This is a genomic window from uncultured Brevundimonas sp. (assembly GCF_963975535.1).
GTDB lineage: Bacteria > Pseudomonadota > Alphaproteobacteria > Caulobacterales > Caulobacteraceae > Brevundimonas.
Genome location: NZ_CAXBHE010000006.1, coordinates 120,377 through 133,639, shown reverse-complemented (window position 1 = coordinate 133,639; position 13,263 = coordinate 120,377). Strand labels below are relative to the sequence as shown.

Sequence of the window (13,263 nt, the reverse complement as noted above, 5' to 3'; positions counted from 1 at the left end):
CCGATGCGGCGCCCCGATGGTCAGGCCGCCCTGGCGAGTTTGCCGATGATGGACTCCGCCATCCGCCGCGCCTCCGCGTCCACGGCCAGGGCCGCGTCGCAGGCGTCGTCGGAACCGGAACTCACCCCCGAGTTCGTCACGCGCCCCAAGGTGTCGGCGATGACTGCGGCAATATTGAGAAAGGCCAGACGACGGTCAAGGAAAGCCATCGCCGCGACCTCGTTGGCCGCGTTGAAAATCGTCGGGGCCCCACCCCCCGCCTGCAACGCCTGCCGCGCCAGGGCCAGGGCCGGAAAACGGGCTTCGTCGGGCGCTTCAAAGGTCAGGCGGCCGAGCGCCGGCAGGTCGAGACGCGGGGCCGGCCAGGCCAGCCGGTCAGGCCAGGCCAGCGCACAGGCGATCGGCGTCTTCATCTCCGGCGGCCCCAACTGGGCCAGGGTCGATCCGTCGATGAACTCGACCAGACTGTGAATGATCGATTCCGGATGGACCACGACGTCGATCCGCTCGGCCGGCATGGCGAAGAGATAGGCGGCCTCGATGGTCTCCAGCCCCTTGTTGGCCATGGTGGCGCTGTCGACCGAGATCTTGGCGCCCATGCTCCAGTTCGGATGGGCCACGGCCCGTTCCGGCGTGATTCCGGCCATCTCGGTCCGGGACAGGGTCCGGAACGGCCCGCCCGACGCTGTCAGCACCAGCCGCGCCACCCGCTCGGGAGCCTCGGCCGGGAACACCTGGAAGATGGCGGAATGCTCCGAATCCACGGGAATCAGCCGCCCACCCGAGCGCTGGACCCGCTCGATCAGGGCCGGACCGCAGCAGACCAGGCTTTCCTTGTTGGCCAGGGCCAGGGTCGCCCCGGTGCCCGCCGCAGCCCAGGCCGAGCGCAGGCCGGCGGCCCCGACGATGGCAGCCATGACCCAGTCGACCGGGCGGCTGGCGGCCTCGACAATCGCAGCCTCGCCGGCCGCGGTGGCGATACCGGTGCCGGCCAGGGCCGCGTTCAGGGCCTCCAGCTGGGCCGGATAGGCGGTGACGACGAGGGCCGGCCGCCAGCGCCGGGCCTGTTCGGCCAGGCGGGCGATGTTGGTCCCGCCGGTCAGAACCTCGACCGTGAAGGCCCCGGTGCCTGCCGTCTCGGCCGCGTCCATCAGGTCCAGGGTCGAACACCCGACCGAACCGGTCGAGCCGAGAATGCTGACGCGCCGCCGGATCATGCGCCCCGCTCCAGCAGGATGACGATTAGACGCCCGCACGCCACCACCACGACCGCGAACATCAGGCCGTCGACCCGGTCCAGCAATCCGCCATGACCGGGGATCAGCGTGCCCGCATCCTTGACGCCGAACCGCCGCTTCAGCGCCGATTCCCACAAATCGCCGGCCATGGTCGCCAGGGCCGCGGCCAGACCCAGCACCCCGCCCCACAGCTCCGTCAGGGCCCCCATGTCCAGCCAGGCCGCCATGATGGCACCGGCCATCGCCCCCGCCGTCAGGCCGCCGAAGAAGCCCGACCAGGTCTTGTTCGGTGAAAAGCGCGGCCACAGCTTGGGACCGCCGACCAGACTGCCGACGAAATAGGCCATGATATCGGACGACCAGGCCACGGCGAACACGAGCACCGTCCAGTACAGACCCGCCGTCGAATCCAGATCCCGCAGCCAGATCAGCAGGACGATCGGCCAGCCCATGTACAGAACGCCGTAGGCGGCATCCAGCGCCTCCTCGCCGCGGCTGCGCGCGAACAGGGCGGCCGCGAACGAACCGAACACGAGCATCAGCAGGGCGAGGGACAGTTGACCGGCATGGGCCGTCACCGCGGCGGCCACGAGGCCGAAGGCCACCGCCCCGGCCATGACCCGCCAGGTCCGGGCCGCGCTCATCGCCGCCCACTCCACCGCCAGCAGTCCGGACGCCAGCAGCATCAGCCCCAGGAACCAGATGCCCCCGGCCCAGGTCGCCAGGACGGCGGCCGGGCCCAGCACGAAGGCCGAGGCGGCGCGAACGCCGATATCGCCGACCTTGACCGCCATCAGCCGACCGCGCGCGTCGCGACGCCCTCGATCCCGCCGAAGCGCCGGTCGCGATTGCGATATTGTTCGACCACATCGGCCAGGGCCTCGGGCCCGTAGTCCGGCCACAGAACCTGCTGATAGACCAGCTCGGCATAGGCGGCTTCCCACAGCAGGAAGTTCGACAGGCGCTGCTCGCCCGAGGTGCGGACGATGACATCGACCGGCGGGGCCCCCGCGGTCGACAGGCCGGACGAAAGGATGTCCTCCGTCAACGGACCGGCAGCCTCGCCGGCCAGCACGCGATCCAGGTGCCGCTGGGCGGCGTCGACCACATCGGCCCGCCCCCCGTAGTTGAAGGCCACCTGCAGCAGGAACCGGCTGTTGTGCGCCGTGGTCTGCTCGGCCCGTTCCACGATCGCGGCGATGTCGTCCGGCAGGCCCGTGCGCCGGCCCAGCACCCGCAACCGGACCCCGGCCCGGGCCAGTCGCTTCAGGTCGCTGCTCACATAGGTGCGGACCAGGCCCATCAGGTCCGAGACCTCCTCGGCCGGACGGTTCCAGTTCTCGGTCGAGAAGCCGAACACCGTCAGACACCCGATTCCGAGGTCGGGGGCCGCCTCGATGGTCCGCTTCAGGGCCTTGACCCCTTCACGATGGCCCATGGCCCGCGGCAGGCCGCGTGCCTTGGCCCAGCGACCGTTGCCGTCCATGATCAGGGCGACATGCTTCGGCCCGTCCGGGATCGACCCGTCGGCTGCACGCGGCATGGTCGTCGCTTCGACCGTCATGGCGGATGATTGTTCCAAGCTGATGTGCGCCGTCAGACCTGCATGATCTCAACTTCCTTGGCCTTCAAGGTCTCATCGATGCGCTTGATGGCGGCATCGGTGTCCTTCTGGACCTCGGTCTCCATCCGCTTCTGGTCGTCCTGGCTGATCTCGCCGGCCTTCTCGGCCTTCTTCAGGTCATCGTTGGCGTCGCGGCGGACGTTGCGCACGGAGATCTTCTGCTGCTCGGCATATTTGCCGGCCAGCTTGGCCAGCTCCTTGCGGCGCTCCTCGGTCAGCGGCGGCACCGGAATGCGCAGGGTCTGGCCGTCGACGATCGGGTTCAGCCCAAGACCGGCGGCGCGGATGGCCTTCTCGACCGCCGCGACCATGGTCTTGTCCCAGACATTGACCGAAATCATCCGCGGCTCGGGCACGCTGATGGCGGCGACCGAATTCAGCGGCGAGGTCGAGCCGTAGGCCTGGACCTGAACCGGATCCAGCAGGCCGACGTTGGCCCGGCCCGTGCGCAGGCCGGCGAACTCTTCCTTCAGGGCCACGACAGCCTTGTCCATGCGGTCGCGATAGGTCTTCAGATCGGGTTGGGCCATCAGGATTTCCCTAGGAGGTCAGACAGATGTCAGGCGGATTTTTCACCTGACGTGATAACAGTGAACGTTCCCTGACCGGTCAGGGTCTTGCGCAGCGAACCGGGCTCGCGGATCGAGAAGACCACGATCGGAATGCCGGAGTCTCGCATCAGGGCGATGGCCGAGGCGTCCATCACCTTCAGGTCGCGCGACAGCACGTCATGATAGCTCAGGGTATCATAGCGGGTGGCGGCCGGATCCTTCTTCGGATCGGCGGTATAGACACCGTCGACGCTGGTGCCCTTCAGCAGGGCGTCACAGCCCATTTCCGCGGCGCGCAGGGCAGCCCCCGAGTCGGTGGTGAAGAACGGGGCACCGACACCGGCCGCGAAGATCACGACCCGGCCCTTTTCCAGATGCCGCAGGGCCCGGCGCCGCACATAGGGCTCGGCCACGGCATTCATCACCAGGGCGCTCTGCACCCGGGTCTCCACGCCGATCTTCTCCAGCGCCGCCTGCATGGCCAGGGCATTCATCACCGTCGCCAGCATGCCCATATAGTCGGCCGTCGCCCGTTCCATGTCGCCGGCAGCCTTGGACAGGCCGCGGAAGATGTTGCCGCCGCCGATGACCAGACAGATCTGGATGCCCTCGCGGGCGACCTGGGCGACCGCCTGGGCCACCCGGTCCACCGTCTTCATATCGATGCCATAGGCCTGATCGCCCATCAGCACCTCACCCGATACCTTCACCAGCACGCGCTTGTAGCGAAACTCGGGCGGGACGTCGGGCATGGGCGGGTTCCGTATGCAGGCGGGAATCGGGCAGGTCATCATAGACGAAGGGCGCGCCGGGCTTCAAAGCCCAACGCGCGCCGTTAGGCAACCGCTACCGTTAGGGGGTCGAGGGCGAACGGGCCTGATCGAGCGACGTTATCGGTCCCATGGGCACCGGCCTGGCGATCCGGATGATCGCCCGGCCGGACTGACTTCGGGTCAATCGCCGCCCGGCCAGGCGAACGGATCACTGGCCGTCGGGCGGGTCGGCAGCGGCATGCGCGGCAGGGGCTCGTCGGCGTTGGCGGCATTCAGCAGGAAGCTGGCCAGGATCACCGCCGCCTGACGCAGATCGTCGGGCCGCAGATGGTCATAGCTGTCGATCGAGGTGTGGTGCAGGCGGCTGCCGTAGTCGAGCGGGTCCTGGATGAACTGGTAGCCGGGTACGCCGACGCTCTGCATATAGACGTGGTCGGTACCGCCCGAATTGCGCAGGGACACGGTCGAGGCCCCCATGCTGGCGAAGGGCGCGAGCCACTGCTCGAACACCGGCACGGCGGCGACATTGCCCTCGGCGTTGATGCCGCGGATCCTGCCCGAACCGTTGTCGAGATTGAAATAGGCGACCAGGTTGCGATAGCCGGGACGCGGCTGGATCGGCCAGCGGGCGCGCCAGGTCTGTCCGTTCGGCAGGCTGGCCATGGCGGGATCCTCCATCGGCGCGCGCGTGGCCAGATGGCGGTCGACATAGGCCAGGGAGCCGAGGATGCCCTGCTCTTCCCCGCTCCACAGTGCGAAGCGGATGGTGCGTTTGGGCCGGACGCCGAGGGCCTTGAGAATGCGCGCGGCCTCCATCACGACGGCACTGCCGGCGGCGTTGTCGACGGCCCCGTCTGACGCGACCCAGCTGTCGAGATGGGCCCCGGCCATCACATACTCCCCGGAGCGGCTGGTCCCCGGGATATCGGCGAGGATGTTGTAGGCGTTGACGTCGTCGTCGTGGAACCGGACCTCGCTCATCAGCTCCAGGGTCGGCGGTGTATCGGTCCGGGCCAGACGGGCGAGACGGCGATAGTCCTCGGCCGCGAGCTCCATGCCCGGAACGGTGGGCGTGGCCCCGGACCGGTAGGTGTAGCCTGTGCCGTGCAGCAGGCCGCCGTCGCGGGGCGACATCCGCACCCAGGCCAGCGCACCCTCTTCGGCGAGGAAGGCGTCGAGCCGCAGGGCGAAGTCGGCCCGGCCCGTGCGGGCGGCACGCTCGGCGGCGTCCGGATCGTTGCGCGGCTGGACGAAGGTGTTGGGGTTGGCGAGTTCCGCATCGGTCCAGCGCCGGAACGCCGGCTCGGTCGGCTCCGACCCGGTGTCGGGGCGGCTCAGCATGACGATCTTGCCCTGCAGCTTGCCGCGCCACGGCTCGAACTGGCCGGCACTGGTGATCGGGGCGACGACCACCTCTCCGCGGATGACGCCATCGGTCGACGGGGTCCAGGCGATCGGGATCACGCGCAGGTCGAGAACGCGCGGTGCGGTCATGCGGGCGCTGGAACGCACGATCGACCAGCCGCGGCCGAACTCGAAGCCCTCGGCGCGGACGTTGGACAGGCCCCAGTCGCGGAACCGCTGCTGGGTCCAGGCCTCGGCCTCGCGCATCTGCGGCGAATTGGTCATCCGTCCGCCGATCCGGTCGGTCAGATAGGCGGCGGTCTGCATGACCTCGCTGTGGTTCAGCCCCTGGTCGATGATGCCGTTGATCGCGAGCCGGTCCACCGGCTGGGCGGCCACCGGGCCGGCGACGAGGACGGCGATGGCGGAAACGGCGACGAGCAGACGCGTCATGAACAGACCCCTTTGAATCAAGCGGGTCCATTTGAGCCGAGACTCGGGTCCCCGCAAAGCCGAAACGAAAAAGGGGCCGGCGATCGCTCGCCGGCCCCTCATTCCCGGTCTCCCGGATCGTCGGCTTATTGGCCGCCGGTCATCGACGCCACTTCAGCAGCGAAGTCGGGGCCCTCGACCTTCTCGACGCCCTCACCCAGGGCCAGACGGACGAATCCGGCCAGGTGCAGACCGGGGAAGCCCAGCTCCTTGCCGGCATCGGTGACCAGCTGCTCGATGGTCACGTCCGGGTTCATCACGAACGGCTGCTTGGTCAGCACCACGTCCTTCTGGAACTTGTTGATCTGGCCCTCGACGATCTTGGCGATCATCGCTTCCGGCTTGCCTTCTTCCTTGGCCTTTTCGGTCAGGACAGCGCGTTCCTTCTCGATGGCGGCCGGATCGAGGTCGTCGGTGTTCAGCGACAGCGGTGCCGTTGCGGCGACGTGCATGGCGATCTTGCGGCCCAGTTCACGCAGCTTGTCCTGGTCGCCGCCGCCGTGCAGGGCGACGAGCACGCCGATGCGGCCCAGGCCCGGAGCCACGGCATTGTGGACGTAGGAGGCGACAACGCCCTCGTCGACCGACAGGCGGGCGGCGCGGCGCAGCTGCATGTTCTCGCCGACGGTGGCGATCAGGCTGGTGACTTCATCCTGGACCGTCTTGCCGGCTTCCAGCTCGGCTCCGTGCAGGCCTTCGACCGAGGCGTGCTCCAGACCCAGCTGGGCGAAGGATTTGGCGGCATTCTGGAACAGCTCGTTACGGGCGACGAAGTCGGTTTCCGAGTTGAACTCGATCGCGGCACCGACTTCACCGGCACCGACGGCCTTCGAGGCCACGGCCACGAGGCCCTCGGCGGCGACGCGGTCGGCCTTCTTGGCGGCCTTGGACAGGCCCTTGGCGCGCAGCCAGTCGATCGAGGCGGCGATGTCGCCGTCGTTCTCGAGCAGGGCTTTCTTGCAATCCATCATGCCGACGCCGGACTTGGCGCGAAGTTCCATGACGAGGGCGGCGGTGATCTCGGCCATTGTGGGGCTCCTGAGTATTTGTATGCGGGAACGGCCGGACCCGTTGAGGTCCGGCCGTATAGTCTGGTGCCGGCGGTGGAATGCGACGGCGGCTTAGGCCGTTGCGTCCTCGGCCTTGGCGGGCTCTTCGGTCGCTTCGACAGCGGCCGGCGCTTCGGTCGCTTCCGGCGCTTCAGCAGCAGCCGGGGCTTCCGCAGCGGCGATCATTTCCTCGGCGACGGCCTCGGTACCGGCCGGGGCCTTGTCGGCGGCGACCGGGGCGGCAGCCTCGGCCAGCATCGGCTCGACCGGCGCTTCCGAAGCGCCCAGATCCACGCCCGACTGCGAGGCACCGGCGGCCAGGCCGTCGAGGACGGCGTCGGCGATCAGGTCGCAATAGGTCTGGATGGCGCGGGCGGCGTCGTCGTTACCCGGGATCGGATAGGTGATGCCGTCCGGATCCGAGTTGGTGTCGAGGATGGCGATGATCGGGATGTTCAGCTTGCGGGCCTCAAGGATGGCGATCGCCTCCTTGTTGGTGTCGATCACGAACATGATGTCCGGCACGGAGCCCATGTCCTTGATGCCACCGAGGCTCAGCTCGAGCTTGTCGCGTTCGCGCTCGAGGTTCAGCAGTTCCTTCTTGACGCGACCCTCGCCGCCCGACTCCAGCAGGCTGTCCAGCTCGCGCAGGCGGGCGATCGAGCCCGACACGGTGCGCCAGTTGGTCAGGGTGCCGCCGAGCCAGCGGTTGTTCATGTAGTACTGGGCGCAGCGGGTGGCGGCCTCGGCGACCGGACCGGCGGCCTGGCGCTTGGTGCCGACGAACAGGACGCGACCGCCCTTGGCCGCGACTTCACGCACGGCGACCAACGCCTGGTGCATCAGCGGCATCGACTGCGACAGATCGATGATGTGGATGTTCGAGCGCGATCCGAAGATGTAGCGCTCCATCTTCGGGTTCCACCGGTGCGTCTGGTGGCCGAAGTGCGCGCCGGCTTCGAGCAGGGTACGCATGGAGAATTCAGGCAGAGCCATGATCTGGTAAGTCCTTTTTCCGATCAACCTTGCGCAGGCGGTGAAAGAGCCGCCCCGTTATTGGGCCAGCTCCTCGGAACGGCAGGGATCGGGATGTCTCCCCGAACCTCGCCACGCCTGCGTGAGAAGTGCCGCGGCTTCTAGGCGCAAACCGACGCGATGGCAAGGACCCGCGATCACCGCTCCGCCCCACATCCCTAGCGGGAATGATATATCGGCGGTATATTGCGGGTCCCTGAACGGAGGGCGACATGAACCGGCGCAGAATGGCGGCTGTTGCTGCGGGCGGAGTCCTGGCTCTGGTCCTTGCGGCCGTAGCCTGGACGCAGATCCGGCAGGACCCCGGTCCGATCCCGTCCGAGATCACCGTGACGCCGTCGCGGACCGACCTCGCGGCCCTCGCCGTGGCCCGGCAGGATCCCCTGGCCGCCCGCCTGCGCGAGGGTCTGGACAAGGATCCCGCCACCCGCGCCCTGATGGCCCGGGCCGCGGCCTCGCCCGTGCCGGTGCTGGCCCCCGCGGATCCGGCCCTGCTGCAGACCGCCCGCCTCTTCACCGGCGACCGCCACTATATGATGGTGGTCCTGCGCGAGGACCAGATCATCGAGATCTACGGGACGACCAAGGCCTTCCAGTCGCCGGTCGCCCGGTCCCGGGATCCCGGTGCCGCCCCTGCCCCCAATCTCACCACCGCCCGCGTCGCGCCCGGCGTGGCCGGCAGGGTTCGCGCGCAGGCCCAGGGCCTGACCAACATCCGCACGGAACGAACCGAATACGGCATCGATGTCACCTTCAACCGGTTCGGCGCGGCCTATAACGTCAGCTTCATCTGCGAGCGCCAGGGCGTGGCGGGATGCACCGAGGCCGAGGCCATCGCCTTCGCCGCCGACCTGCGCCTGATCGGCGGAGGCCCGCAATGAGGCGGCTGATCCCCATGGGGCTGCTGCTGCTTCTGACGGCCTGTTCACCGGCCGGCTGCGGCGGCCCCGACACCCCGCCCGGGACCGTCGGGACCGCGGTCGGCGACACGGTTGCCCCGGATCCGGACGCGCCCCCGGTCCCCGCCCCGGACCCGCCGCTGCCCGAGCCGGTCACCTGGCCGCATGAGCCGGGCGGTGCCCTCGTTCCGGGATCCGGAACCGGTGCCACCGATCCGACCCTGTGGGCCGCGGGCATCCGCTTTCCGCTCGAGGCGGCCCCGGCCTATGCCAACTCCCAGGTCTATGGCTACGGCGGCTTCGCCGCGCCCGGCCCCGGCGGCCAGTGCGACTCTCGCAACTACAGCTATCCCTGGCGCGACAATTTCTGCGAGAACCGATCCTGGACCAACGGCTTCTGCCCGACGGGCAAGGGCCACCAGGGCCAGGACATCCGCCCGGCGACCTGTGAAAAGAAGGTCCACTGGGCCGTCGCCGCGGAGGCGGGCCAGATCACCTCGATCGGCAGCTATACGGTGACGGTGCTGGGCGAGTCCGGCCGCATCTACCGCTATCTGCATCTGGACATGCCGGGGGTCCACGCCCTGTTCCCCACGCTCGCCTCACGCACGGTGACCCGGGGCCAGCACCTCGGCAAGGTCTCCAATGATTTCGGCGGCGCAGCCACGACCATCCATATGCATTTCGAGATCAAGGCCCCGGTCACCGAAGGCGGGCCGGCGACGGTGACCTTCGTTCCCACCTATACCAGCTTGGTCGAGAGCTATGGCCGTCTGCTCAACGACGCGGCCTGACGGAGCCCTCAGGCGTCTTCGAGCATCAGCACGCCCGGGGCCGTCTTCAGCGCGCCGCGCAGGGCCCCGTCCAGCCGGTAGCGGCCGGGCAATTTGACCTCGACCTCGCGGCGGCCGTCCAGCGAGGCGACCAGCGAGATCTCGCCCCCCTTGCCCGGCGAACTGGCCCGGTCCAGCCGCGCCTTCAGCGCCGCCGGGTCGGTGCCGCGCGACGAGACATGGATGCGCAGGCCGATGCTGGTGTCGTCCAGCAGGGTGTCCAGCCGCGACGCGTCATCGCCGAAGAACCGCACCTCGCCGTCGGCACATTTGGCCCGCACCCGGACCAGCACCGAAGCCCCGACCTCCAGCACCTCACGGCATTTGCGCAGCTGTTCCGGCGGGAACAGACATTCAAACTCGCCGGTCGGGTCGGAGAAGGTGACGAAGGCGAATTTCTCGCCGGACCTCTGGCTGGCCCGCTCCTGGCGACGGCGCACCACCCCGGCCATCATGAAGGCCTCGTGCCCGCTCTCGGCCAGCTGGGCCGCCTCGGCCACAAAGGTGACCCGCTTGCGTTTCAGCGCCGGGGTCATGTCCTCCAGCGGGTGACCGGACAGATAGAAGCCGACCGCCGCCAGTTCCTGGTCCAGCTTCTCGGGTCCGACCCAGGGCTCGCGGATCTTCAGGCGCGGCCGCCCGGCCCCGACCTGGTCACCGCCGAACAGGTTGACCTGGGCCGAGGCCCGCTCGGCCGCCACGCTCTGGCAATAGGCCATCAGCACATCGGCCTGGTCGAACAGCTGGCCGCGGTTGGGGTGGATGCTGTCGAAGGCCCCGGCCTTGGCCAGACCCTCCAGCGCCCGCTTGTTGACCGCCCGCGGGTCGACCCGCTCGAGGAAGTCGAAGATGTCGGTGAAGCGGCCGCCGGTCTCGCGCACCTCGACCACGTGTTTCATGGCCTCGAGCCCGACGTTGCGGATCGCCCCCAGCGCATAGAGGACCGCCCCGGTCTCATCCTCGTAGGCCACGTCGAAATCAGCCGAGGAGCGGTTCACGTCGGGGGCCAGCACCGGCACCTCGAATTTGCGCGCGTCCTGGTAGAAGACCGCCAGCTTGTCGGTGTTCGACAGGTCCAGGCTCATCGAGGCGGCGAAGAACTCGACCGGGTGGTTCGCCTTCAGCCAGCCGGTTTGGTAGCTGATCATCGCATAGGCGGCGGCGTGAGACTTGTTGAAGCCGTAGCCGGCGAATTTGGCCACCAGTTCGAAGATGAAGTCGGCCTGGGCCTCGGGCACATCCTTCTCGGCCGCCCCCTTGAGGAAGCGGGCCTTCTGGAAGTCCATCTCCTCCTTCTTCTTCTTGCCCATCGCCCGACGCAGCAGGTCGGCCTCGCCGAGGCTGTAGCCGGCCAGGATCTGGGCGATCTGCATCACCTGTTCCTGGTAGATGATGACGCCGTAGGTCTCCTGCAGGATGCCGGCCAGCGACGGATGCAGGGTGTCGACCTCGGCCCGGCCGAATTTGCGGTCGATATAGACGTCGATGTTCTCCATCGGCCCGGGCCGGTAGAGCGAGATCAGGGCGGTGATCTCCTCGATCGCGCCGCAGCGCATCTTGCGCAGTGTGTCGCGCATGCCCTGGGATTCCAGCTGGAACACCCCGACGGTCTGGCCCGAGGCCATCAGCTCATAGGTGCGCGTGTCGTCCAGCGGCAGCAGGTTGAAGTCGCGGTCGGCCCCGCGCCGCTTCAGATAGCCCGAGGCCCGGTCCAGCACTGTCAGGGTCTTCAGCCCGAGGAAGTCGAATTTCACCAGCCCGGCCGGCTCGACCCATTTCATGTTGAACTGGGTCGCCGGAATGTCCGAGCGCGGGTCCTGGTACAGCGGCGTCAGCTCGACCAGCGGCCGGTCGCCGATGACGATGCCGGCGGCGTGGGTCGAGGCGTTGCGGTACAGCCCCTCCAGCTCCAGCGCCGTCTCCAGCAATGTGGCCACGGCCTTGTCGTCGTCGCGCGCCTCGCGCAGGCGCGGCTCCAGCGCGATGGCCTGGGCCAGGGTCACCGGATTGGCCGGATTGGCCGGAATCATCTTGGCCAGACGATCGACCTGGCCCAGCGGCATCTGCAGCACCCGGCCCACGTCGCGCAGCACGGCCCGCGCCTGCAGGGTGCCGAAGGTGATGATCTGGGCCACCCGGTCGCGGCCATAGCGCTGCTGCACATATTCGATCACCTCTTCCCGCCGCTCCTGGCAGAAGTCGATGTCGAAGTCGGGCATGGAGACCCGCTCGGGATTGAGGAAGCGCTCGAACAGCAGGCCGAAGCGCAACGGGTCGAGGTCGGTGATGGTCAGCACCCAGGCGACCAGCGACCCGGCCCCGGAGCCCCGCCCCGGCCCGACCGGGATGCCGTGCGACTTGGCCCATTTGATGAAGTCCGACACGATCAGGAAATAGCCGGGGAAGCCCATCTGCTGGATGATGGACACTTCCCACTCCAGCCGGGTCCAGTAGTCCTCTTCCGGGAAGGCCGGGATCACGGTCTTCAGTCGCGCCTTCAGCCCCTCGCGCGCCTGATAGGCCAGTTCGTCGGCCTCGGTCCGGCCGTCACCGGTGTCGAAACTGGGCAGGATCGGCGGGCGGGTCTGCACCATGAAGGCGCAGCGGCGGGCGATGTCGATGGTGTTGTCGCAGGCCTCGGGCAGGTCGGCGAAAAGGGTGCGCATGGCGGCCGCGCCCTTGAACCAGTGCTGGCCGGTGACGCGCCGCCGATCCTCCTGACCGGTGAAGGCCCCGTCGGCGATACACATCAGGGCGTCGTGCGACTTGGCCTGTTCAGCCCTGGCATAGTGAACGTCGTTGGTGGCGACCAGCGGCACCTCGGCCGTGTAGGCCCAGTCGACCAGCCCCCGTTCGGCCGCGCCCTCGCTGGGCAGGCCGTGGCGTTGCAGTTCGACATAGAAGCGGTCGCCGAACGCCGCCTGCATCTCGGCCAGGGCCGCCCCGGCCTCGGCCCCCTTGCCCTGGACGAACAGCGGATCGACCGGCCCGTCGGGTCCGCCCGACAGCAGGATCAGCCCTTCCGCCTTGTCCGCCACCATCGCCCACGGCACCCCCGGTTCGGGCAGGTCGGCCGACTCGAGAAAGGCCGCCGACGACAGGGCGCACAGGTTCAGCCAGCCCTGTTCGTTCTGGCAGATCAGCACGACGGTCGGGGTCTTGGCCCAGCGGTCGCTGATCCTGCCGCCGATGCCCAGCACCGGCAGGGCGCAGGCGATCAGCGGCTGCACCCCGGCGTCGCGCGCCGCCTGGCTGAATTCGAGGGCCCCGAACAGATTGGCCCGGTCGGCCACGGCCACGGCGGGCATGCCGTGATCGGCGGCCATCGGCCCGACCTTGTTGGCCTTGATCGCGCCCTCCAGCAGCGAATAGGCCGACCGCACCCGCAGATGCACGAAGCCGTCTGCGCTCAGGGAGGCGTCGGG

The 13,263-nt window shown here is 68.7% G+C and carries 11 protein-coding genes; 2 read left to right on the top strand and 9 right to left on the bottom strand.

Annotated elements, in window-relative coordinates:
• Positions 1-20 precede the first annotated feature (20 nt).
• The 8 genes from dxr to rpsB form a co-directional block, all read right to left on the bottom strand.
• Positions 21-1,217, bottom strand: coding sequence for a 1-deoxy-D-xylulose-5-phosphate reductoisomerase (gene dxr, locus AACZ75_RS10380; RefSeq protein ID WP_339872775.1), 1,197 nt, complete (start codon positions 1,215-1,217; stop codon positions 21-23).
• Positions 1,214-2,032, bottom strand: coding sequence for a phosphatidate cytidylyltransferase (locus AACZ75_RS10375; protein WP_339872774.1), 819 nt, complete (start codon positions 2,030-2,032; stop codon positions 1,214-1,216). The genes dxr and AACZ75_RS10375 overlap by 4 nt, the downstream gene beginning before the upstream one ends.
• Positions 2,032-2,781 (bottom strand): polyprenyl diphosphate synthase, encoded by a 750-nt coding sequence (gene uppS, locus AACZ75_RS10370; RefSeq protein WP_339872773.1) that lies wholly within the window; start codon positions 2,779-2,781, stop codon positions 2,032-2,034. The genes AACZ75_RS10375 and uppS overlap by 1 nt, the downstream gene beginning before the upstream one ends.
• Positions 2,782-2,834: 53 nt before the next feature.
• Positions 2,835-3,392 (bottom strand): ribosome recycling factor, encoded by a 558-nt coding sequence (gene frr / locus AACZ75_RS10365; RefSeq protein WP_339872772.1) that lies wholly within the window; start codon positions 3,390-3,392, stop codon positions 2,835-2,837.
• Between the two features lie 29 nt (positions 3,393-3,421).
• Positions 3,422-4,165 (bottom strand): UMP kinase, encoded by a 744-nt coding sequence (gene pyrH, locus AACZ75_RS10360; protein WP_339872771.1) that lies wholly within the window; start codon positions 4,163-4,165, stop codon positions 3,422-3,424.
• Positions 4,166-4,366: 201 nt separating this feature from the next.
• Positions 4,367-5,983: a M20/M25/M40 family metallo-hydrolase gene (locus AACZ75_RS10355; RefSeq protein WP_339872770.1), complete on the bottom strand. Its 1,617-nt coding sequence runs from the start codon at positions 5,981-5,983 to the stop codon at positions 4,367-4,369.
• Positions 5,984-6,108: 125 nt separating this feature from the next.
• Complete coding sequence (gene tsf / locus AACZ75_RS10350; protein ID WP_339872769.1) at positions 6,109-7,050, bottom strand: translation elongation factor Ts; 942 nt, start codon at positions 7,048-7,050, stop codon at positions 6,109-6,111.
• Positions 7,051-7,143: 93 nt separating this feature from the next.
• Positions 7,144-8,067, bottom strand: a complete 924-nt coding sequence (rpsB, locus tag AACZ75_RS10345) for a 30S ribosomal protein S2 (protein WP_339872768.1) — start codon at positions 8,065-8,067, stop codon at positions 7,144-7,146.
• A 251-nt stretch (positions 8,068-8,318) separates the two neighbouring features.
• On the opposite strand from rpsB, the gene AACZ75_RS10340 reads away from it, so the two are divergent.
• A complete protein-coding gene (locus AACZ75_RS10340) occupies positions 8,319-8,987 on the top strand; it encodes a hypothetical protein (RefSeq protein ID WP_339872767.1) in 669 nt (222 codons plus the stop codon).
• Positions 8,984-9,799: a M23 family metallopeptidase gene (locus AACZ75_RS10335; RefSeq protein ID WP_339872766.1), complete on the top strand. Its 816-nt coding sequence runs from the start codon at positions 8,984-8,986 to the stop codon at positions 9,797-9,799. Before AACZ75_RS10340 ends, AACZ75_RS10335 begins: the two co-directional genes overlap by 4 nt.
• Before the next feature lie 8 nt (positions 9,800-9,807).
• Here AACZ75_RS10335 and dnaE read toward each other — a convergent pair whose 3' ends face one another.
• A complete protein-coding gene (gene dnaE / locus AACZ75_RS10330; RefSeq protein WP_339872855.1) occupies positions 9,808-13,251 on the bottom strand; it encodes a DNA polymerase III subunit alpha in 3,444 nt (1,147 codons plus the stop codon).
• Positions 13,252-13,263: the final 12 nt, after the last annotated feature.